Genomic DNA, 21656 nt, shown 5'->3' on the forward strand with positions numbered 1-21656 from the left:
CCCAGCCTAACCGAAGACATTGGCCTATCCTGATTCATTACAGCGCCAACTGCGTTGAAACTTCGTTTAACGCCGCAAGAACTGTCTCAAATAAAAGCAGATGCTCATTTCTTGTCGTAGATCGTATCGGGATCGAAGTGCCTGATATCGTCGCGGACGGTGAGCGTCACTGCACCATCCGCTATGTCCACGGAGCGGTAGAAGCACGAGCGCCGTCCCGTGTGGCACGTCGCATCGTGGCCTGCGACCTTGACCCTCAGCCACACGGCATCCTGATCGCAGTCCGTCCGCAGTTCGACCACCGTTTGAAGATTGCCCGACGTTTCGCCCTTTTTCCAGAGCGCCTTGCGGGAGCGACTATAGTAATGCGCGATGCCGGTTTCGACGGTGAGCGCCAGCGCCTCTGCGTTCATGTGCGCCACCATCAGCAGCATCCCGTCTTCCGCATCCGTCACGACAGCCGTCACCAGCCCATGCGAATCGAACCGGGGCGTGAAAGCGAGCCCTTCTTCGACCTTGGTATGATCGGACGATGGCTGGGCAAAAACGAGAGACATGAAAGGAACTCCGGCTGAATCGAACACGCGCGCTCCGTGGATACGCGTCATTCATAGATTTTACAGCCTGCCAGCGAGCGCGACAATGGCACCCGACGAAGACGGGGCCAAACATGAAGAGGGCCGGCCCGCGTTGCGCGGCCAGCCCTGTCTTCGTTCCGCGTCAATGAGGTATCAGCGAAACCCGCGCACCATCGACAGGAAGCGTGCCTGCTCGGCCGCATCCGTCTTGAACGCCCCGGTAAACGTCGTGGTCAGGGTGGTCGAACCCTGTTTCAGCACGCCGCGCATGGCCATGCACATATGCTCGGCCTCGATCATCACGGCCACGCCACGCGGGCGCAGCGTTTCGTTGATCGCACCGGCGATCTGCGCTGTCATGGTTTCCTGCGTTTGCAGCCGGCGACCGAAGATATCGACGACGCGGGCGATCTTGGAAAGGCCGAGAACGCGGCCTTCCGGCAGGTACGCGACATGCGCGTGGCCGACGACCGGCAGCATGTGATGCTCGCAATGCGAATGGAAGGGGATGTCCTTTACCAGCACGATATCGTCGAAACCGGCGACTTCCTCGAAGGTGCGGCCCAGCACGTCCTCTGCAGCGAGATCGTAGCCGGAGAAGAGTTCCTTATAGGCTTTCACCACGCGCTTCGGCGTATCGATCAGGCCTTCGCGCTGCGGATCGTCGCCGGCCCAACGCAGGAGAACACGAACGGCGTCCTCGGCTTCCTTCTGCGACGGCCGACCGTCGACGTCCGTTTGCGACGGAAAATTCTTCACGATGGCATCCATGATGGCCTCTGCTGCGTGGCGCGTAGCTTGACGTTGATCTTTACGGACAACTCGCCACTCACCGGTCGCCTGTGCATGTCGTCAGGCTTCGGCTGCCGTTGGCGGGCTCCGGGGCTTTGCGGAAAGAGAGGTCAAGGCTCTCTCCCGTTCGGCACGGTTCCCCAAACAACAGGCGACAGCAGCGGCTCTGCCCTGTCGCCTTTTCCGTCGCTACCATATAATATATGCCAAGGTGTGTAAAAGAGCCCGACGCGACGCCCTGGTTCTTTTTTCCGCTATGGTGGAGAAAATCCTCCGCCTGCTTCTTATATCCACGCGAAATCATATCGATTGCCCGTTCGACCTGCGGACGGACCTGCCAGCGGGATGGCCGTATCATGGATGACATCTACAACAGCCGCATTCTCGAATTCGCCGGAAACATTCCCCGCAGCGGGCGTCTCGATCCGGCGGACGCCGAGGCCTCCGCGCATTCCAAGCTTTGCGGATCCAAGGTCAAGGTGACCATCCGCTTGGCCGACGGCCACATCACGGATTTCGCCCATGACGTCAAAGCCTGTGCACTGGGGCAGGCCTCCTCCTCGATCATGGCGCGCAACATCGTCGGCGCGAGTGTGGAAGAGGTGCGGGCCGCACGCGAGGCGATGCTCGCCATGCTGAAGGCTGACGGCGAGGGACCGGACGGCCGGTTCGCCGACATGCGCATCCTGCGGCCGGTCAAGGATTACAAGGCCCGCCACGCCTCGACCATGCTGACCTTCGATGCGGTCGTGGATGCGATCGGACAGGTCGAAGCGGCCCGGTCGGCAACGTCGGAACGGCAAAAGGCGAGCGTCTGACCATGTGCGATGGCAAGGCCGAATGCCGACACGAGGCCAGGCAACCCGGCCCGTATCGCGGCCGCAACTGGCGGGGGCCATTCCCACGGACGCCGGGACGCCTTGCCGGCATGGCGCTGATCCGGCTTTATCAACTCACGCTATCGAGCTTCATCGGTCATGGCTGCCGTCATATCCCGACATGCTCGGAATATGGCTATGAGGCGATCGCCCGCCATGGCCTCTGGCCCGGCGGCTGGATGACGCTCTACCGGATCGCCCGTTGCGGCCCGGGCGGCAAGGGTGGGCTCGATCCGGTGCCGCCCCACCTTGGCGGTAGATTGCGTTGGCTGGCGCCCTGGCGCCGCTCTTCCTAAGGTCGGGTCGCGATCCTCACCTCTTTCCACGTGCCGAAAATGCCTTTATACCGCGCGCGTTCATACACAAGACCGTTTGCGCCCGCGCCCCGGCCGCCCCCGGTCTCATTCATCGCATTCCCCACCCGCATTCGTTGGCGGGACTGGATAGGAGAAACAGCATGTCCGTTGCCCTCACATTCCCCGATGGCTCCATTCGCGAATACGCGCCCGGCACGACCGGCCGCGAGGTCGCCGAGTCGATTTCCAAGTCGCTGGCCAAGAAGGCCGTCGCCATCGCGCTCGACGGCAAGCTGCGCGACCTGTCCGATCCGGTCGAGAACGGCCGCCTTGAAATCGTCACCCGCGAAGACCCGCGCGCGCTGGAACTGATCCGCCACGATGCCGCCCACGTCATGGCGGAGGCCGTGCAGGAGCTCTGGCCCGGTACGCAGGTGACGATCGGACCGGTCATCGAGAACGGCTTCTATTATGACTTCGCGAAGGCCGAGCCCTTCACGCCCGACGATCTGCCGAAGATCGAAAAACGGATGAAGGAGATCATCCAGCGCAACAAGCCTTTCACCAAGGAAGTCTGGCCACGCGACAAGGCCCGTCAGGTATTTGCCGACAAGGGCGAGGCCTACAAGGTCGAACTGGTCGATGCGATCGCCGAAGGGCAGGACCTGAAGATCTACTACCAGGGCGACTGGTTCGACCTCTGCCGCGGGCCGCATATGGCATCCACGGGTCAGATCGGTACGGCCTTCAAGCTGATGAAGGTGGCCGGCGCTTACTGGCGCGGCGACAGCAACAATCCGATGCTGACCCGCATCTACGGCACGGCCTGGCACAGCCAGGAAGACCTCGACCACTATCTGAACGTTCTCGCCGAAGCCGAGAAGCGCGACCACCGCAAGCTCGGCCGCGAAATGGACCTGTTCCATTTCCAGGAAGAGGGACCGGGCGTTGTCTTCTGGCACGGCAAGGGCTGGCGCATCTTCCAGACCCTCGTCGCCTATATGCGTCGCCGTCTCGCCGGCACCTATCAGGAGGTCAACGCACCGCAGGTTCTGGACAAGTCGCTGTGGGAAACGTCCGGCCACTGGGGCTGGTACCGCGACAACATGTTCAAGGTGACGGTCGCTGGCGACGATACGGATGACGATCGCGTCTTCGCGCTCAAGCCGATGAACTGCCCGGGCCACGTGCAGATCTTCAAGCATGGCCTGAAGTCCTACCGCGAACTGCCCATCAGGCTTGCGGAATTCGGCAACGTCCACCGCTACGAACCCTCGGGCGCGCTGCACGGGCTGATGCGCGTGCGTGGCTTCACGCAGGACGATGCGCATGTCTTCTGCACTGACGAGCAGATGGCCGCCGAATGCCTACGCATCAACGACCTGATCCTCTCGGTCTATGAGGATTTCGGTTTCGACGAGGTTGTGGTCAAGCTCTCCACGCGCCCGGAAAAGCGCGTCGGTTCCGACGAACTCTGGGATCGCGCCGAAAGCGTGATGACGGATGTGCTGAAGACCATCGAGGCGCAGTCGGAAGGCCGCATCAAGACCGGCATTCTGCCGGGCGAGGGCGCCTTCTACGGTCCGAAGTTCGAATATACGCTGAAGGACGCCATCGGCCGTGAGTGGCAGTGCGGCACGACGCAGGTCGACTTCAACCTGCCGGAACGCTTCGGTGCCTTCTACATCGACAGCAACTCGGAAAAGACGAAGCCCGTCATGATCCACCGCGCCATCTGTGGTTCGATGGAGCGGTTCCTCGGCATTCTCATCGAGAACTTCGCCGGTCACATGCCGCTGTGGGTCTCGCCGCTGCAGATCGTCGTCGCCACCATCACCTCCGAGGCCGATGCCTATGGCGAGGAAGTGGCCGAACTCCTGCGCGAGGCTGGCCTTACGGTCGAGACCGACTTCCGCAATGAGAAGATCAACTACAAGGTCCGCGAACACTCGGTCACCAAGGTGCCGGTCATCATCGTCTGCGGTAAGCGGGAAGCGGAAGAGCGCACCGTCAACATCCGCCGTCTCGGCAGCCAAGCCCAGACGCCGATGACGCTCGATGACGCCATCACAAGCCTGGTGGACGAGGCGACACCGCCAGACCTTCGCCGTAAGGCAGAGGCCAAGAAGGCACGCGCTGCCGCCGCTGCGGTCTGATCGTCTCGACGGACAATAAGCAAAAAGCCGGGCCTCAGGGTCCGGCTTTTTGTCATTTCACCAGGTGCGTGTTGCCAGCTCAATCCTGAGCGCTGGCAGGCGCGACGGCTGCGGACTGGGCGCCCGGTTGTGCCGCCGTGTTCGACAGCAGCACCTCGACATCGGCATTCACGCCCGCCGTCACGGTGAAGTCGCGCTGGTAGATCTTCTCGTTGTTGCGGGCGACGGCGCTATAGTCGCCTTCGGCCAGCACAAGCGTGGGAAAGGCGCCGACGCTTTCGCTGACCACGTCGCCGGATGCGGTCAGGATCGACCAGGCTGTATCGGCGATCGCCTCGCCGCCGGGCTCCGCGACCAGTTTCAAGGTCAGTTTGGCGGCCCGGTGCTGAATCGTCGCTTCGGTCAGTTTGCCCGCTTCCACCTGGATATCGGCACGGATAACCGCGTTCACGGACCCGTAATTCGAAACGACGTGATAGGTGCCGGTGTTCAGCCGCACGACGGTGCTGGGCTTCACATCCGCTACCACCAGCGCCCGCTCGCCGTCTCCCTTCACATCGGAAGAGAAGATCGAGAAGGAAAGCTCGCCCTGCGGGATACGAACATCCGCGCCCGAGACGGCGTTGAGCGTGACGCCGCCTGCGTCGAGCACCAGTACCTGCCGTTCAAAGCTGCCGGTTTCCGCAACGCGGATCTTGCGTGTGGCGCCGGCACGCCCGAAGGCGACGTTGACGAAATATTCGCCCGGCACCAGCTGAAACGCGGCCGAACCGCCCTGCGACGTCGCGACCAGCGGCAGTTTGCCGTCGGAGCCGGGGATGGGGCTGAACACGCGCCACGTCAGGCCCTGCTCCACGGCACCGCCCTTGTCCTTGAGAAGTGCCTCCAGCCGCACGTCGCGGGTGGTCGGTCCGTGCGCGGCTTCGCTCGGGATGACCGGGCTGAAACTGTTCAGCTTGGGCATCTTCGTCGGTGCGGAGATCGACGGAAAGCTCTTGAAAGGATCGTCCTGAACGTCCTGCGCCCATGTGCTGCCAGCCGTGCCGCCAGCTGCGCCGAAAGCAATCAGGGCAGCAAGGGCAAGGCCCGGGCGAGGGGCCGGGGGCAGGCAGCGAAGAAGAGCCGGGTAACGCATGATACGGTTGACTTCCTGACGAGGTGGCTCCACTTGAGACGCCGGTATGGCGAATTCGTGGCTACCGGCAATGGACCTCACCTGCGGCAACCTACTGCATAATGTGCAGGACCGGTACAGGGTTGCGCAAGGTTAAAGCATCTCCGTTGTGCATATCGGTATGCGGCGCCACGCTCGGGCCTTCGTGCCAAGGCATTCCGGCCGGCGGATGACGTCGGCAGCAGACGACATTCCGGCATGCGACGGCCTCCGTCGCAGGACCGCTTCCGTGAAAGTGACCGACATGACGACGGCTCCCGGCCTCAAGGACTACCTCGCAACGCGCCGCTCCATCCCCGCCTTTCAGATGTGCGAACCCGGACCCGGGCAGGCGGAGATCGAGGAGATGCTGACGCTTGCCTCGCGCGTTCCCGATCACGGCAAGCTCGCGCCGTGGCGCTTCATCGTCTATCGCGGCGAAGAACGTGGCCGTATCAGCGCGGACCTTGCCCGCCTGGCGCTGGAAGCGAAGCCGGATCTCTCCGAGGAGATGATCAAGGTCGAGAACACGCGGCTGACCCGCGCGCCGGTCGTCGTCGCCGTCGTCAGCACGGCCGCGCCGCATGCCAAGGTGCCGGAGTGGGAGCAGATCATGTCGGCCGGTGCCGTCTGCCTCAACCTGCTGATGGCCGCCAATGCGCTCGGCTATTGCTCGAACTGGCTGAGCGAGTGGTTCGCGTTCGATCAGCGCGCCTTTCCGGTTCTCGGCATTCGGGACAATGAGAAGGTCGCCGGCTTCATCCATATCGGCTCGCCGCAGGTGCCGCCGACGGAGCGTCCGCGTCCGGCGCTTTCCGATATCGTCACCTGGGTCGGCAGCGACTCGTAAAGGCTCTGTGATGTTCTATCCGACCGACACCAACGCTCACGGCCTGCCGCACGATCCGTTCAAGGCCATCGTCTCGCCGCGACCGATCGGCTGGATCGGTACGCGGGCAAAGGACGGCAGCTTCAATCTCGCGCCCTATTCCTTCTTCAATGCCATCTGCGATGTGCCGAAGATGGTGATGTTCTCGTCTTCGGGGTGGAAGGACACGGTCCGCAACATTGAGGAGACCGGTGTCTTCACCGCCAGCTTCGTCAGCCGAGACCTTATCGACCCGATGAACCGCTCGTCGGCCCCGTTGCCGCATGGGGAAAGCGAGTTCGCCGCCGCCGGTCTGACGCCGGTCGATGGAAACCTCGTCGAGGCACCGTTCGTCGGCGAGGCCTATGCTGCGCTCGAATGCCGGATGACGGAGATGTTCCGGCCTAAGACCTTGTCGGGCGAGCCCGCCGAAAACCATGTGGTCATCGGGCAGGTGGTCGGTATCCACATCCGCGAGGAAGCCCTGCGAGACGGTCGCTTCGACATGGCGAAGGCGCGTCCGGTCGGCCGGCTCGGCTACATGGACTATGCCGACGCCGGCGATGTCTTCGAACTGGTTCGCCCGAAGCGCTGAGCTGTATAGTCGGACGCCCTACTTAGAAGCGTCAGTCCGGGCGGCCGTCTTGCCCCAGCGCCATCCATTGCGCCGCCGTCCGCACGAGCACGTTCCGGAACCCATAATCCAGCGCGGCATCGCGCAGGCGCTCCAGCGCATCCCCATCGATTTCGCCCGAGGGAAGAGACCAAAAGCAGGGTACGCCGGCGCTCGCAGCCTGCAGGATCATGTAGCCACGCGCCATGATGACAGCCGGGAATGTGGACCGAGCAGCCTTCGCCGGCAGGCCGAGGGCATCGGCAAGTGCGTCCTCGTCCAGCACCAGCGCGATCAGACGAACTGACGCGCCGGACAGGTGTTCTGTACCGAGGAAACTCGCCGGCGACGTGCCGAAGACGGCAACGATCGAAAGACTGCCGGCCGCAAGTCCGGCTTCCGCCTCGATCACCCCGAGCGCAACGTCTGCCGCCTGCAGATCGGCGCGTCCCCGACAGTCTGGCAGCAAAATCCCATCCGGGCGGAGGGTTTCGAAAACGGCTGTGGCATCGTCTCGCTCGAGCGCATCGAGGCTGGCCTCAAGGAGCAGACGCTGCGGGCGCGGTGTGGGAACAGGGTCCTCCAACCCGATCACGACGGCGAAGGCTGCCTCCGGTGGCGTGTCGCCCGGGGCCAGTCGCACGATCGGACCGGTTTCGCTGGCGTTAATCGACATGGTGAACCAATCTTAAACGTTTCGCATCTAACGTGACGACATCAGCATCTGTTCGTTTTGCGTAGTGGGGCGTCGGTGATCATACAAGCATTTCTTCGCTGGGTCGAAACCGCCAAGGCAACGGACCGCGCTCGCGCCGCCAGCGCCCTGGCGCGCGCCTATTGTGCGAAGGATGGCGACCGGATCGACCGGCATGCCGCCGATATGGCGATGACCTTTCTTCTGGACGATCCCTCGCCGAAGGTGCGTCTGGCCCTTGCCGAAGCGCTGGCGTCGGCGAGGGACGCCCCACGTCCGATCATTCTGTCGTTGGCCGAAGACCAGCCGGAGATCGCCTTCGCCGTCGCCACCCGCTCCCCCGTTCTCTCCGATGACGACCTGATCGATCTCGCGGCGCGCGGAACGCCCGAGCTGCGCGCCTTCATCGCCTCCCGCAGAACGGTGTCTCGCACGGTGGCGGCTGCCATCGGCGAGATCGGCGGCGTGCCGGAGGTCGTGATCCTCCTCGAAAATTCCTCGGCCGACCTGTCGCGCCGAACCCTGAAGCGTCTCGCGGACCGTCATGGAGATGTTTGCACCGTGCGCAACATGCTTCTGGAGCGCGAGGATCTGCCGGCCGATGCGCGGCAGGTTCTGGTCGAGCATGTCGGTACCGCGCTCAACGGCACGGCCTTCCTTCAAGCCGTGGTCGGCACCGAACGCCTGCAACGCGTGGCCCGACAGGCCTGCGAAACCGCCGCCATCGACATGGCAGGCGAGGTCGCGGACGTGGATATCAAGGCCTTGATCGCGGAACTCCGCGTTACCGGACGCCTGACGCCCGCTTTGCTGGTCAACGCGCTCTGCCATGGCCGCATCGACTTCTTCGCCGCCGCCATCGTAGACCTGACCGATGTTGGGGAAAAGCGGGTGCGCTCCATTCTCTCCGACGGGCGCACGCAAGCGCTCCAGGCTCTGTTCGAATCGGGCGGTCTCGGTCGCGAGATCGGCGCGCTCTTCGCGGAGGCCATCCTGATCTGGCGGAGAGAGCGACGGCAGGGCAGCCATCTCCCCGCAGCGTCCATCGCCGCGGTCCTCGTCCATCGCCTCCGCCAGACGCCGGATAGCTCCGGCCTATCGGAATGTGTGGAAAAGCTCGCCATCGCCGAGCAGCGGCGCTTCGCCCGCGATTACGCCCAACTGGCTGCACGACAGGCGGCCTGACACAAGCGGGCTCATCCCATCGGCTTGAGCATACCCCATGTCGAAGGGCTTTTGTCCGGCGAAGAATTCCGATTGCTGACGGGATACTGTAAGGCATGAGGCACGCCGGAAATGGCGAAGGTCATCGCATGCCAAGGAGAACCTCATGTCCGAAACGAATCGGAGCGTCGTCGTCACCGGTGCGGGTGGGTTTCTCGGCCGCCATCTGACGCTGTCCCTTCTGCAGCGGGGCTATGCTGTCTGCGGAACCTTCCGCTCGGCCGTTCGTGGCAAACAGGCGAAGATGGCTCTCGAAGAGATGCACGGGCAGCCCACCGACAATCTCACCATCGCCCTCGCGGATCTGGAATCCGATGACGGTTGGTCGGCGGCGCTGAAGGGCGCCGATGCTCTGTTCCACACGGCCTCGCCCTTTCCGGCAAAGACGCCGGACGATCCACAGGACGTGATTCGGCCGGCTGTCGAGGGCACCCGGCGCGTGTTACGGGCAGCGGCCGACGCCGGTATTCGACGCGTCGTGCTGACCTCATCGATTGCCGCCGTCATGTATGGCGATGGCGTGGCCCCCTATGACGAGGGGAACTGGACGGACGCGGACGGCAAGTTCGCCACCGTCTACTACGCGTCGAAGACGCTTGCCGAGCGCGCCGCCTGGGCCGAGGCCGAAGCGCTGGGTCTCGACCTCACGGTGCTCTGCCCGGGTATGATCCTCGGTCCGATGATCGGAAAGACTGCTGCGACCTCGGTCGGGATCGTGCGCAATCTGCTGAACGGCCGCTATCCCGCCATGCCCAAGTTTTCCGTGCCCGTCGTCGATGTCCGAGATGTCGCGACGGCGCATGTCTTGGCGCTCCAGACGGAGGCCGCGATCGGCGAGCGGTTCATCATCGCCGGGCAGTCGCTGAGCATCGCGGAGATCGTCGCCATTCTCCGCGAGGTCGTTCCGGAGAGAGCGGGCAAGTTGCCCGGCATGACCGTTCCGAACTGGACGGCCAAGGCCGCAGCCTCCATGCATCCCGGCCTTGCCATGATCGTGAAAGAGCTTGGACGCGACAACCGCGTGAACAGTGAGAAGGCACGACGCCTGCTCGGCTGGACAACCCGCCCGGAGCGCGACACCATCGCGGCAACTGCCGCGAGCCTGATCGCGGTCGGCTTGATCGTTTGACTGCAGGCACGTCGAGAGGGCCGTTCGTCGGACGTCAGCGGGCGATTCGCGTTGCAACCCAGGAATAGCCGTCACCCAGATAGTGAACGGGAACGGATATTGCGTGGCGGATCTTCTGCGTGTCCGGCAACACGCCGCGGATCATCGCATAAGCCCGCTGGGGGAGGGGCTGACGCTCTCCAGAGGCGACATCGGCCGGATGTGAAGCGGGTGGTGCGTTCGTAGACGTCGCTGTCGTGGGGGAGGCCGGCGCGGGAGTGGAGGCGAGCGGGGGTGCGGTAGGGGTGACAGTGCTGCTCTCCGCTGCCGTTGCGATTGATGCATCCACCGTCTTCTCGCACATGGCGACGATCACGGGATAACTGGCATTCGAATAGGCGGGGAGCTTTCGCTGGGATTGGTCGTCGCAGGCCGCCACCGTCTCCCATGAGCCCTTCACCGTATCGACATAATGGCACTGGCTGACGCTGTCGTCACATCCGAGAATCGTCATTACGACGAGTGCTGCAGTCACCATGATCTGTCCTGTCTCCTGTTTCGAAGACGATGGTAAACAAATCGTAGCTCGGAATTATGGCGCGAACATTCAAGCTGTTATCGATTTCGCTTCGGCTTTGCCGCAGCATTTGCAAGCCGTGACCGCACACTCTGGATCACTGCCAGAATCAGTATAGAACCGGCTAAAGCAGCTTTTGCGGCTCTTCACCTTGCAGCTTCTCTTTCTCAGGAACCTAAGCCAAGTGACTCTGGACATTCGAAAAGAAACCCCACGCCAACCTGACGTCATCGATCTCCTCAACCAGTCGGACATCTACGCCCAGTCGCTCTATCCGGCGGAGAGCAACCATCTGGTCGATCTCGAGACGCTGGAAAAGCCGGAAGTCTCGTTCTTCGTTGCGCGGCATGACGGCGCCATCATCGGCTGCTGTGCGCTGGTGGCGGCCGGTGATGGCAGCGGCGAGATCAAGCGGATGTTCGTCGATCCGAAGGCGCGCGGCATGCGCGCAGGACGGTCTCTCCTCGACGCCATCGAGCAGACGGCGCGGGACACCGGACTGACGACGGTTCGGCTCGAAACCGGGATCTATCAGCCAGAAGCCATCAGCCTCTACCGCAAGGCGGGCTACCGCGACATCGAGCCGTTCGGAAGCTACAAGCCCGATCCGCTCAGCCTCTTCATGGAAAAGATCGTCGCCTGACCAATAGGGACGGGCGCAGCGCTGCCGATCAGATGTCGAGGTTCTCGGCGAAGACAGCCCGTTCCTGAATGAAGCGGAAACGGGCTTCCGGCTTGGTGCCCATCAGATTGTCCACCGCGTCGCGTGTGCCCTCGAAGTCCACATCATCGATGGAGACCTTGAGGAGCGTGCGCTTTGCCGGATCCATCGTCGTTTCCTTCAACTGCGCCGGCATCATCTCGCCAAGGCCCTTGAAGCGTCCGATCTCGACCTTGCCGCGCCCGGTGAATTCCTTCTCCATCAGCTCGACTCGGTGGATGTCGTCACGCGCATAAAGCGTCCTCGTCCCCTGCGTCATGCGGTAGAGCGGGGGCACCGCGAGATAGAGATGACCGCCGCGAATCAGTTCCGGCATTTCCTGGTAGAAGAAGGTGATCAGCAGCGAGGCGATATGCGCACCGTCCACGTCGGCATCTGTCATGACGATGACGCGGTCGTAGCGGAGATCTTCCTGACGATATTTCGACCGTGTGCCGCAACCGAGCGCCTGCACGAGATCCGAGATCTGCTGGTTTGCGCCCAGCTTTTCGCGGCCCGCGCTGGCGACGTTGAGGATCTTGCCCCGCAGCGGCAGGATCGCCTGGTTGGAACGGTTGCGCGCCTGCTTGGCCGAGCCACCGGCCGAATCGCCTTCGACGATGAAGAGTTCGGCACCGAGCGCCGAGTTCTGTGAGCAGTCGGCGAGCTTGCCCGGCAGGCGCAGCTTGCGCACCGCGCTTTTGCGGGTGACTTCCTTCTCCTTGCGGCGACGGACGCGCTCGTCTGCGCGCTCGATCACCCACTCCAGAAGCTTTGCCGCTTCCTGCGGATTGCCGGCGAGGAAATGATCGAAGGGATCGCGGATCGCGTTTTCGACGATGCGCTGTGCTTCGACGGTGGCGAGCTTGTCCTTGGTCTGGCCGACGAATTCCGGCTCGCGGATGAACACGGACAGCATGCCGGCAGCGGAAATCATCACGTCGTCCGTGGTGACGATCGCCGCGCGCTTGTTCTGCGTCAGGTCCGCATAGGCCTTCAGGCCCTTGGTCAGTGCAATGCGCAGGCCCGCTTCATGCGTGCCGCCCTCGGGCGTCGGAATGGTGTTGCAATAGGAATGAACGATCGAATCGCCGCCGTACCAAGTGACGGCCCATTCGAGCGCGCCGTGGCCGCCGGTCTTCTCCGTCTTGCCGGAAAAGATCTCACGCGTCACCGTGAACTCGGAGCCCATCGTCGCCTTGAGGTAATCCTTCAAGCCGCCGGGGAAATGGAACACGGCCTTGTCCGGCGTGTCCGTACCCTCGACCAGCACCGGATCGCACGACCAGCGGATTTCGACGCCACCGAAAAGATAGGCCTTGGAGCGGGCCATGCGGAAAAGGCGTGCCGGCTCGAATTTGGCGTGAGGGCCGAAGATCTCCGGGTCCGGATGGAAACGCACGCGGGTGCCGCGCCGGTTCTGCACATCGCCCAGTTCCTCAAGGCCGCCCTGCGGGATGCCGCGGGAAAAACGCTGGCGATAGAGGCGCCGGTTGCGCGCGACTTCCACTTCCAGCACGTCGGACAGTGCGTTGACGACGGACACACCGACGCCGTGGAGACCACCAGACGTCTCGTAGACCTTGCTGTCGAATTTGCCGCCGGCGTGGAGCACGGTCATGATCACTTCGAGCGTCGACTTGCCCGGAAATTTCGGATGGTTCTCGACCGGGATGCCGCGACCGTTATCGGTCACCGCGAGGCACCCTTCTGCGTCGAGATGGACGTCGATGAAATTGGCGTGGCCGGCCACGGCTTCGTCCATCGAGTTGTCGATGACTTCGGCAAACAGATGGTGCAGCGCCTTCTCGTCCGTGCCGCCGATATACATGCCGGGGCGACGGCGGACCGGCTCGAGGCCTTCGAGAACTTCGATCGCAGACGCGTTGTAATCGCCCGTGTCGGCCTTCAGCTGAGAAGCGGGGGTTCCCGGAGCACGCGTGGCCGCTTTCGGTTCCTCTGCCTTCGTCGGGGCGCCTGGTTTGGCATCCGCTGCCTTGCCGGCAGACGACGTCGGGTCGAGCGTCTTCGGCTCGGAGGGCTTCCGGGGAGCGGGCGGTGTGTTCGCGAAAAGGTCGTTGCTGTCCGTCATCTGGTGCGTCAAACGTCTTTCGATGTGTCGGCTGATCCTGTAGGTCGGGCATCGCCTGTCCGTCGTCTGCCCGCCTCTTCATACAAGGGCCGGCCGTCCGGCGAAAGAGCCAAGCGTGCCAAAGAGATCAAAAAGGGAACAAGACATGGCCCGGTCCACACTTTCTTTGAGACGCATCGCCGCTTCGAGCGCTCTTGCCCTCGTTTTCGGCCTTGCCATCGGCCTCACCGGGGCCGGCGCTGCGACGTTGAAGCCGTTCAAGGACGATCTTTTCGGCTACGGCCGCATTCTGGAATCACGCGACGACGGAAACTGGCTGACGGTAGACTACAACGAGATGCGTGACATCAATGACCGGGACGAGATCCCGGAGCGACGCGTCAAGCGGCCCTACGTCTCGCTGGGAATCAAGCGTGCGCAGGCGAACGAGACCGTCGATATCGGCGGGCGCGGGCTCGATGTGTTCCGGGTGGGCGCACCGCAGAATGCCGCCTTCACGGTGATCTTCATCCACGGTCGCGGCGGCGACCGGCGGCTGGGCGCAAACGACTACTCCTTTGGCGGCAACTTCAATCGCCTGAAGAACCTCGCCGTGGACAACGGCGGCGCCTATTACGCGCCAAGTGCCCGCTCCTTCGATACGGACGGCGCTGCGGATATTGCGGGGCTGATCGATGCGCTGGCGCGCCGTTCTCCCGGTCGCCCCATCATCCTGTCCTGCGCGTCGATGGGCAGCTTCCTCTGCTGGGGCGTCACGCGCAATGCGGCGGCGGTCAAGCAGCTCTCGGGGATGATGATCATGGGCGGCGCAACCGATCCGGACTTCGGCAAGAGCGCGGCCTTCGCTAGCAAGTTGCCCATCTTTTTCAGCCATGGGAGCGCGGACGGCACTTACAAGGCGGAGGATCAGGCTGCACTTTACGGGCGTCTGAGGAAGGGCGGCTATCCCACCCGCTTCGTCCTGTTCCAGACAGGCACACATGGAACGCCGGTGAGAATGACCGACTGGCGGGATGCCATCAACTGGATCCTTTCGCGCTAATTTAGATGCAACCTGAGCGATTTTCCGTTCGTTAACCACCGATTGAAGTCCCAACCCTTTTGCGGGTCGTGTTTGTCTTTCGGAAAGCACGGCATGACAGTCTCCCGGCAATTGAAAAAACCGGGGTGCAATCATGGATGCGCGAACCGACACACGGCTTGTTCCGCTTTGCGTCGATTTGGATGGTACGCTTGTCGCAGCCGATACGCTGTGGGAAGGCGTCGCCGTCGTCCTGTTCCGCAATCCGCTGATGCTGTTCGCGCTCGTCCTCTGGGCGTTGCGGGGCAAAGCGCATCTGAAGCATGAGGTGGCGGCCCGGTCCGGACGCACGGGTGGCGACTGGCCCTATCGCCCCGAGGTCATGGAGCGGCTGCAGCGGGAGCGGGCGACCGGCCGCGATATCGTCCTCGTCACCGGCGCCGCCGAACGGGTGGCGCTGGATGTCGCAGCCCATGCCGGCATCTTCACCGGCGTACTGCATTCCTCGCCCACCCACAACCTCACGAGCCATCGCAAGCGCGCGGAGCTGATCGCGCGCTATGGCGAGGCCGGGTTCGACTACATGGGCAACAGCCGGGATGACGTGGCCGTTTTCGATGCCGCCCGCACGGCCATCGTCGTCGCACCGGATCGCGCAGCGGAAACATGGCGCCGTCGCCATGGTGCCGAGCGTCTCGAGACCGGCACGATCGGCATCAAGGACACGCTGAAATCCATCCGCGTCCACCAATGGGCGAAGAACATCCTGATCGCCGTGCCGATGGCGCTCGACCACGACATCCTCCAGCAAGAGGCGCTGATCAACACGATCGTTGCCTTCTTCGCCTTCAGCTTCCTCGCCTCTGCCGTCTACGTCATCAACGATATCTCGGACCTGACGAATGACCGCCGCCATCCGAAGAAGCGGTTCCGGCCGCTAGCGAGCGGGCGCATGTCCGTTCCGACCGGCTTGGCACTCGCCGCAAGCCTCCTCATCGCGTCCGGCGCGTTGACGCTCACAATGCCGCGCGATTTCATCCTGACACTTGGCATTTACCTTGCAATCACGACGGCTTATACATTTTTCCTCAAGCGGAAGCTTTTGGTCGATGTCTTCACGCTGGCGGGCCTCTACACAATCCGCATCGTCGCAGGCGCGACGGCAACCGGAACGGAGCTTTCCTTCTGGCTTCTCGCCTTCTCGATCTTCTTCTTCCTCAGCCTTGCGCTGGTGAAACGCTATGTCGAGCTGGACGAGCATGGCGGCGAAGCCGGTGCGCAGGTTCCGGGGCGCGGCTATATGCAGGTCGATTTCGAGATGGTCGGCCAGGCCGGCGTCTCCTCGGCTTTCGCCTCCGCGCTCGTTCTCGCGCTCTACATCCACAGCGTCGAGATGCAGCAGATGTACAGCATGCCGGCCGCGCTCTGGCCGCTCTGCCCCATGGTCCTCTACATGCTGCTGCGCATCTGGATGCTCGCCCGACGTGGCGCGTTGCATGAGGATCCGGTCGTTTTCATCATGCGCGACTGGCGCAGCATCGCTACCATGGCCGCAGGCGGCGTGCTGGTGATGATCGGCGCGGTCGGCATTCAATGACGGGCGCGACGAAAACACCGATGGTCGCGAATTTCGACAGCTGGGGCCGTCTCGACACGCGCACGCGCCATGCCATCAGCCCGGATGCCTTCGAGGACGATATCCATACGGCCGCACCGGGCGGATATCTCCCCTTCGGCAACGGCCGCTCCTACGGCGACAGCTGCCATAATGATCCGGGCCTCTTGATCGACAACCGCAAGCGCGGCCGCATCCACGCCTTCGATACGGGTACCGGCATTCTCTCCGCCGAAGCCGGCGTCACTCTGTCGGCCATTCTCGCGCGCGCCGTGCCGCATCGCTTCTTTCTGCCGGTTACCCCCGGCACGGCCCATGTCACGCTCGGCGGCGCGATCGCCAACGATGTGCATGGTAAGAACCACCACGCCCGCGGAACCTTCGGAAACCATATCCGGCGCCTGACACTGCTGCGCTCCGACGGCGTAGTTCTCACATGCTCGGAAACCGAGAACCCGGAGATGTTCAGCGCCACGATCGGCGGCATGGGACTGACCGGCCTTATCCTCGATGTCGATCTGCAGATGATGAAGGTGCCCTCGGCGCACATCCAGCAGCACGCCATCCGCTTCGACAGCCTGGACGACTATTTCGGCATGATCGACCGCGTCGATGCCGAACATGAATATTCCGTCGCCTGGATCGATCAGCTGGCCACGGGCCGCAAGGCGGGCAGGGGCATACTCCTGGCCGGCGACCATGCCGACGCCTCCTGCGAATTGCCCGACCTGCCGCGCGGACGCACGCTTGGCATTCCCGCGACGCCGCCGTTCAGCCTTCTCAACCGCCTGACGCTGAAGGCCTTCAACGCCGCCTATATCCGCAAGGCGAAAGCCGGCGAGACGGTCGAGACGGTGAAATGGTCCGGCTATTTCTATCCCCTCGATGCGATCAGGAACTGGAACCGGCTCTACGGGCGCAAGGGCCTCTATCAGCACCAGAGCGTTTATCCCGTCGACGTCGCACCTGCTATCACCGCGCGGCTGATGGAAGCGGCCCGAGACGCCGGACATGGCTCCTTCCTGACGGTTCTGAAACGCTTTGGCGAACACCGTTCGCGCGGCCTGTTTTCCTTCCCGCGCCCCGGCTTCACGCTCACCCTCGATTTCGCCAACCAGGGCGAGGGCACGTTAAAGCTCCTCGATACGCTCGACCGGATCGTCGTGTCTGCTGGCGGTGCGGTCAATCCCTACAAGGATGCACGGATGAGCCCCCAGACTTTCGACGCGTCCTTCCCGGAATGGCGGAAGCTCGAGGCGATGCGGGATCCCGCAATGATGTCGGACTTCTGGCGGCGAACCGCCATGGCACTGTGAACGACGAGATAGAATCAATTTTAATAAAAGAAATCAGCAAGTTTCACCGAATAGTGGGCTCTCTGCCGTAAGGTGGGTCCCAAGCGAGAACGAGCCCGAAAAGGGAATACGACATGAAATATTTGGCTTTCATATTGTTTACCGTGCTGACCAATGCGGCGGCACAGCTGATGCTGAAGCAGGGCATGCTGAGCCTCGGTCCTCTGACATTCTCGTCCGATACCGCGATCGCCCGCTTCTTTCAGATCCTGTTCAACCCCTGGGTCTTTGCAGGTCTTGCCACCTTCGCCATCTCGATGGTGTCGCATCTCTACGTGCTGTCGAAGGTCGAGCTTTCCTTTGCCTATCCCTTCCTCAGCCTCGCCTATGTCGCCGTGGCCATCTTCGCCTACTTCATCTTCCGCGAGGACCTGAACGCCTGGCGCATCGCTGGCATCGGCTTCATCTGCGTGGGAACCGTCCTCATTGCCCAGTCCGGCCGCTCGACGCCTGCGGAAACTGCGACGATCGAAACCCCGGCCGCAAAATCCATTCATATTGGGAGCCCGACATGAAACACGTCATTTTCGGAGGCGACGGCTTCGTCGGTCGCCACCTCGCCGAGCGCCTCGTCAACGAAGGCGAACAGGTTCTGATCGCCGACATCGTCAAGACCGACCTGCCGCATTACGGCCATGGCCGCGTCGGCTTCGTACACTGCGACGTGACGGATCTCGACCAGGTCATGAAGGTCGATATCGGCCCCGAGGACATGGTCTACAATATGGCGGCAAAGATGCTGTCGCCGCTGCAGGTCCGCGCCAAACGCTGGAAATTCTTCTGGCCGGTCAACTATTACGGTGCCGAGAACATCATGAAGGCGACGGCGGCTTCGGGCGCCAATCGCCTCGTCCAGTTCACGACCGACATGATCTACGGCCACACGGTGCAATCGCCGCAGGCGGAAGATCATCCGGTCAAGCCGCTCGGCGAATACGGCAAGTCGAAATGGGCGACGGAGCAGCTCTGCCATGCCTATCGCGAGAAGGGCATGCGGATCTCGATCTTCCGTCCGCGCCTCATCATCGGCCCGGGCCGCCTCGGCATCCTAGAAAAGCTGTTCAAGCTGATCGACGCCAACCTGCCGGTGCCGATGATCGGCTCGGGCAAGGCGCCTTACCAGTTCATCTCCGTGTTCGATTGCGCCGAAGCCGCGCGTCTCGCCTGGAAGGGCGGTGTGCCGAACGAAGCCTATAACCTCGGTTCCGACAATCCGCCCTCCGTGCGCCAGCTTCTGGGCGGGCTGATCAAGCATGCCGGTTCCAAATCCATCCTGATCCCCACGCCGGGTTTTGCCGTCAAGGCGACGCTGGCCGCCTTCGATGCGATCAACCTGCCGATCATGGACCCGGAACAGTACCTGATCGCCGACGAGATGTGCGTTCGCGAAACCGGCAAGCTGAAGCAGGAGCTCGGCTGGAAGGCCCAGTTCAACGACGGCGCCATGCTGATCGCCGCCTACGACGAATACCGCGCGAAGAAATCCAAAGGCACCGTCGGCACGCCCGCCGCCCTGCCGGCCGAATAAGAGGGAACGACAAGATGCTCGATACGCCCGCCCGTATCCTCGTTGACTCCACAGTCGTCGAAGGCCCGCAGCCCGTCCGCAAAGCGGTTGCCAAGCCCGACCTCCTCACGGTCGAGGACGCCAAGGCCCTGACCGTTCCGGAAATGACGACCCTGTTCAAGGATCACGTCAATCCCGGCCAGCTCCACTTCATGAAGCTGCTCGGCTTCCACAAGGTGAAGATCGAGAGCGCCGAGGGGATGTACTACACCGACCAGAACGGCCGGAAGATCCTCGATTTCTTCGGCGGTTTCGGTTCGCTCGCCTTTGGCCACAACCACCCGCGTCTGCTCGAAGCCCGCAAGCGCTTTCAGGACGAGAACCGCCACGAGATCGCCATCGCCTTCATGTCGCAATATGCGGCAGCCTTCGCGAAGAATCTCGCGACCATTTCGCCCGGTGACCTCGACATGGTGTTCCTCGGCTCGTCCGGCTCCGAGGTCATGGAAGCCGCCGTCAAGCTTGCCGAGCGCGCTGCGGGCCCGAAGCGGCCGAAGGTCGTCTATGCCGAGAATTCTTTCCACGGCAAGACGAAGGGCGTGCTGAACATCACCGACGGCGCTCTCTACCGGGCTGATTTCGCGGTCTCGGGAAACACCGTCCGCGTTCCCTTCGGCAACATCCAGGCGATCGAGAACGCCTTCCGGGCCGATCCGCAGATCGGGGCGATCGTTCTGGAAACCATCCAGGGCGGCGGCGGTATCATCCGCGCACCCGATGGCTTCTGGAAGGAGCTCCGCGCCCTTTGCGACCGCTACGGCGTCGTCTGGGTCGCGGACGAGGTCCAGTGCGGTTACGGCCGCTCGGGCCGCTTCTTCGCCTTCGAGCATGAGAATGTGGTGCCCGACATCACGGCGCTTGCCAAGTCGCTCGGCGGCGGCAAGGCGGCCGTGGGCGCCATGATCGCCCGGCGCGAGATCTACATGAAGGCTTATGGCACGCCGAAGACGGCGATGATCCACGCGATGGCGACGTTCGGCGGCATGGGCGAGGCCTGCGTCACCGCCATCGAGGCGCTGAACATCATGTATGACGACGGCTTGATCGATAACGCGGCAGAGCAGGGCGCCTACCTGCTCGCCCGCCTCGATGCGCTGCGCGAGAAGTACCCGAAGATCATCAAGGAGGTTCGCGGGCAGGGGCTCATGGTGGGGCTCGAGTTCCAGGACTTCAGCCAGACGATGCCGCTGGTGCTGCGCCCGGTCATCGGCATGCTCGACGACAAGCTCAAGGGCTCGCTCTCCGGCTTCATCGGCGCGCTGCTGCTGCGGGACTACGACACACTCGTCGCCTTCACCGAATACAACCGCAACGTCATCCGGCTGGAGCCGCCGCTGATCTGCGAACGCGCCCATGTAGACCAGTTCGTCGATGCGCTCGACGATCTCCTCGGCCGCGGCATCATTCGGATCGTCAAGGATTTCGTCGGCAGCCAGATGGGCTGAGTCGAGACGACGAACATGGGACGCGGGCGGGGGAACGGCCCGCGTTTCTGATTCCGATGTTCCACGCGCGATCAACGCTTTCCACGACCGGGTGGATTTGCTACGGCCGATCCATCGTCGGAAAACGGGAGAGAAGCCGAATGACACCTGATGTGCGTCCGCTTGTTGCGGGGAACTGGAAGATGAACGGGCTGCGCGCCTCTCTCGACCAGATCAAGGCGATGGCCGAGGGGGTCACGGGCCCGCTGTCCGAAAAGGTCGAGGCGCTCATCTGCCCGCCAGCAACGCTTCTTTACGTTGCCACGGCCCTCTGCACCGACAGCCCGCTCGCCATCGGCGCGCAGGATTGCCACATCGCCGTGTCCGGTGCGCATACGGGCGATATCTCCGCCGAAATGATCGCCGACTGCTTCGGCACCTATGTCATCGTCGGCCATTCCGAGCGCCGCACCGATCACGCAGAGACGGATGCGATCGTGCGCGCGAAGACGGAAGCTGTTCTGGCCGCCGATCTCGCCGCCATCGTCTGCATCGGTGAAACCGGTGACGAGCGCAAGGCAGGCCAGACGCTGGATGTTCTCAAGTGCCAGCTCGATGGCTCGCTGCCGGATGGCATCACGGCTGATAACACCGTCATCGCTTATGAGCCCGTCTGGGCGATCGGCACAGGGCTGACACCGACCGTGACCGACATCGAGGAGGCTCACGCTTTCATGCGCAAGGAACTGACGGCGCGGTTCGGCGACGAAGGCGCGGCCATGCGCATCCTCTATGGCGGCTCGGTCAAGCCGGGCAATGCCGTCGAACTGATGGGTATTGCGAACGTCGACGGCGCACTGATCGGCGGCGCAAGCTTGAAGGCGCAGGACTTCCTCGCCATCTACGGCGCATACGAGCAACTGCTCGGCTGATCATCGGGGCTTG

Annotated in this window: 21 protein-coding genes; 15 read left to right on the forward strand and 6 right to left on the reverse strand. The window is 63.0% G+C overall.

Annotated elements, in window-relative coordinates; translation table 11 throughout:
* Nucleotides 1-104: 104 nt before the first annotated feature.
* Both hisI and folE read right to left on the reverse strand, forming a co-directional pair.
* Entirely contained in the window at nt 105-557 is a 453-nt protein-coding gene (hisI, locus tag G8E10_RS05905) for a phosphoribosyl-AMP cyclohydrolase (protein ID WP_167127733.1), read from the reverse strand.
* A gap of 174 nt (nt 558-731) precedes the next feature.
* Nucleotides 732-1349 (reverse strand): GTP cyclohydrolase I FolE, encoded by a 618-nt coding sequence (gene folE / locus G8E10_RS05910; protein ID WP_132449287.1) that lies wholly within the window; start codon nt 1347-1349, stop codon nt 732-734.
* Nucleotides 1350-1723: 374 nt separating this feature from the next.
* Between folE and G8E10_RS05915 the strand changes: the two genes are divergently transcribed.
* The 3 genes from G8E10_RS05915 (at nt 1724) to thrS (ending at nt 4700) form a co-directional block, all read left to right on the forward strand.
* Nucleotides 1724-2188, forward strand: coding sequence for an iron-sulfur cluster assembly scaffold protein (locus tag G8E10_RS05915; protein WP_132449321.1), 465 nt, complete (start codon nt 1724-1726; stop codon nt 2186-2188).
* A 2-nt stretch (nt 2189-2190) separates the two neighbouring features.
* Nucleotides 2191-2544 carry a membrane protein insertion efficiency factor YidD gene (gene yidD, locus G8E10_RS05920; protein ID WP_132449286.1) on the forward strand — a complete coding sequence of 118 codons (354 nt, stop codon included), beginning with the start codon at nt 2191-2193 and terminating at the stop codon, nt 2542-2544.
* A 161-nt stretch (nt 2545-2705) separates the two neighbouring features.
* Nucleotides 2706-4700: a threonine--tRNA ligase gene (gene thrS, locus G8E10_RS05925; RefSeq protein WP_167127736.1), complete on the forward strand. Its 1995-nt coding sequence runs from the start codon at nt 2706-2708 to the stop codon at nt 4698-4700.
* Nucleotides 4701-4779: 79 nt separating this feature from the next.
* On the opposite strand, the gene G8E10_RS05930 is transcribed toward thrS, so the two are convergent.
* The gene (locus tag G8E10_RS05930) at nt 4780-5835 is read right to left on the reverse strand and encodes a hypothetical protein (protein ID WP_281517418.1); all 1056 of its coding nucleotides are present in this window, start codon (nt 5833-5835) and stop codon (nt 4780-4782) included.
* Between the two features lie 283 nt (nt 5836-6118).
* On the opposite strand from G8E10_RS05930, the gene G8E10_RS05935 reads away from it, so the two are divergent.
* On the forward strand, nt 6119-6703 hold the full coding sequence (locus tag G8E10_RS05935; RefSeq protein WP_167128056.1) for a nitroreductase family protein: 585 nt from the start codon (nt 6119-6121) through the stop codon (nt 6701-6703).
* Between the two features lie 10 nt (nt 6704-6713).
* A complete protein-coding gene (locus G8E10_RS05940; protein WP_167127740.1) occupies nt 6714-7316 on the forward strand; it encodes a flavin reductase family protein in 603 nt (200 codons plus the stop codon).
* A 31-nt stretch (nt 7317-7347) separates the two neighbouring features.
* On the opposite strand, the gene G8E10_RS05945 is transcribed toward G8E10_RS05940, so the two are convergent.
* Nucleotides 7348-8010, reverse strand: coding sequence for a hypothetical protein (locus G8E10_RS05945; RefSeq protein ID WP_167127743.1), 663 nt, complete (start codon nt 8008-8010; stop codon nt 7348-7350).
* Between the two features lie 75 nt (nt 8011-8085).
* On the opposite strand from G8E10_RS05945, the gene G8E10_RS05950 reads away from it, so the two are divergent.
* Together G8E10_RS05950 and G8E10_RS05955 are read left to right on the forward strand one after the other, a co-directional pair.
* Nucleotides 8086-9213 (forward strand): DUF2336 domain-containing protein, encoded by a 1128-nt coding sequence (locus G8E10_RS05950; RefSeq protein ID WP_167127746.1) that lies wholly within the window; start codon nt 8086-8088, stop codon nt 9211-9213.
* Nucleotides 9214-9358: 145 nt separating this feature from the next.
* Nucleotides 9359-10381 carry an NAD-dependent epimerase/dehydratase family protein gene (locus G8E10_RS05955; protein ID WP_167127749.1) on the forward strand — a complete coding sequence of 341 codons (1023 nt, stop codon included), beginning with the start codon at nt 9359-9361 and terminating at the stop codon, nt 10379-10381.
* 34 nt (nt 10382-10415) lie between these two features.
* On the opposite strand, the gene G8E10_RS05960 is transcribed toward G8E10_RS05955, so the two are convergent.
* On the reverse strand, nt 10416-10898 hold the full coding sequence (locus G8E10_RS05960) for a hypothetical protein (protein WP_281517420.1): 483 nt from the start codon (nt 10896-10898) through the stop codon (nt 10416-10418).
* A gap of 223 nt (nt 10899-11121) precedes the next feature.
* Between G8E10_RS05960 and G8E10_RS05965 the strand changes: the two genes are divergently transcribed.
* Nucleotides 11122-11580 carry a GNAT family N-acetyltransferase gene (locus G8E10_RS05965; protein ID WP_167127752.1) on the forward strand — a complete coding sequence of 153 codons (459 nt, stop codon included), beginning with the start codon at nt 11122-11124 and terminating at the stop codon, nt 11578-11580.
* Between the two features lie 28 nt (nt 11581-11608).
* On the opposite strand, the gene parE is transcribed toward G8E10_RS05965, so the two are convergent.
* Nucleotides 11609-13729, reverse strand: a complete 2121-nt coding sequence (parE, locus tag G8E10_RS05970; protein ID WP_110729774.1) for a DNA topoisomerase IV subunit B — start codon at nt 13727-13729, stop codon at nt 11609-11611.
* Between the two features lie 145 nt (nt 13730-13874).
* Here parE and G8E10_RS05975 point away from each other — a divergent pair, with 145 nt between their 5' ends.
* The 7 genes from G8E10_RS05975 to tpiA all read left to right on the forward strand — a co-directional run bounded on the left by G8E10_RS05975 (nt 13875) and on the right by tpiA (nt 21643).
* Nucleotides 13875-14771: an alpha/beta hydrolase gene (locus tag G8E10_RS05975; RefSeq protein ID WP_167127755.1), complete on the forward strand. Its 897-nt coding sequence runs from the start codon at nt 13875-13877 to the stop codon at nt 14769-14771.
* A 133-nt stretch (nt 14772-14904) separates the two neighbouring features.
* The gene (locus tag G8E10_RS05980; protein WP_132663384.1) at nt 14905-16347 is read left to right on the forward strand and encodes a UbiA family prenyltransferase; all 1443 of its coding nucleotides are present in this window, start codon (nt 14905-14907) and stop codon (nt 16345-16347) included.
* Nucleotides 16348-16367: 20 nt separating this feature from the next.
* A complete protein-coding gene (locus G8E10_RS05985) occupies nt 16368-17681 on the forward strand; it encodes an FAD-binding oxidoreductase (RefSeq protein ID WP_167127758.1) in 1314 nt (437 codons plus the stop codon).
* Nucleotides 17682-17794: 113 nt separating this feature from the next.
* Nucleotides 17795-18235 (forward strand): EamA family transporter, encoded by a 441-nt coding sequence (locus tag G8E10_RS05990; RefSeq protein ID WP_167127761.1) that lies wholly within the window; start codon nt 17795-17797, stop codon nt 18233-18235.
* Nucleotides 18232-19248: an NAD-dependent epimerase/dehydratase family protein gene (locus tag G8E10_RS05995; protein WP_167127764.1), complete on the forward strand. Its 1017-nt coding sequence runs from the start codon at nt 18232-18234 to the stop codon at nt 19246-19248. The genes G8E10_RS05990 and G8E10_RS05995 overlap by 4 nt, the downstream gene beginning before the upstream one ends.
* A gap of 14 nt (nt 19249-19262) precedes the next feature.
* Nucleotides 19263-20732 carry an aspartate aminotransferase family protein gene (locus G8E10_RS06000; protein ID WP_167127767.1) on the forward strand — a complete coding sequence of 490 codons (1470 nt, stop codon included), beginning with the start codon at nt 19263-19265 and terminating at the stop codon, nt 20730-20732.
* Nucleotides 20733-20872: 140 nt separating this feature from the next.
* On the forward strand, nt 20873-21643 hold the full coding sequence (gene tpiA / locus G8E10_RS06005; RefSeq protein WP_167127770.1) for a triose-phosphate isomerase: 771 nt from the start codon (nt 20873-20875) through the stop codon (nt 21641-21643).
* Nucleotides 21644-21656: the final 13 nt, after the last annotated feature.

The sequence above is a fragment of the Ferranicluibacter rubi genome, from assembly GCF_011603255.1.
GTDB classification, from domain to species: Bacteria; Pseudomonadota; Alphaproteobacteria; order Rhizobiales; family Rhizobiaceae; genus Ferranicluibacter; species Ferranicluibacter rubi.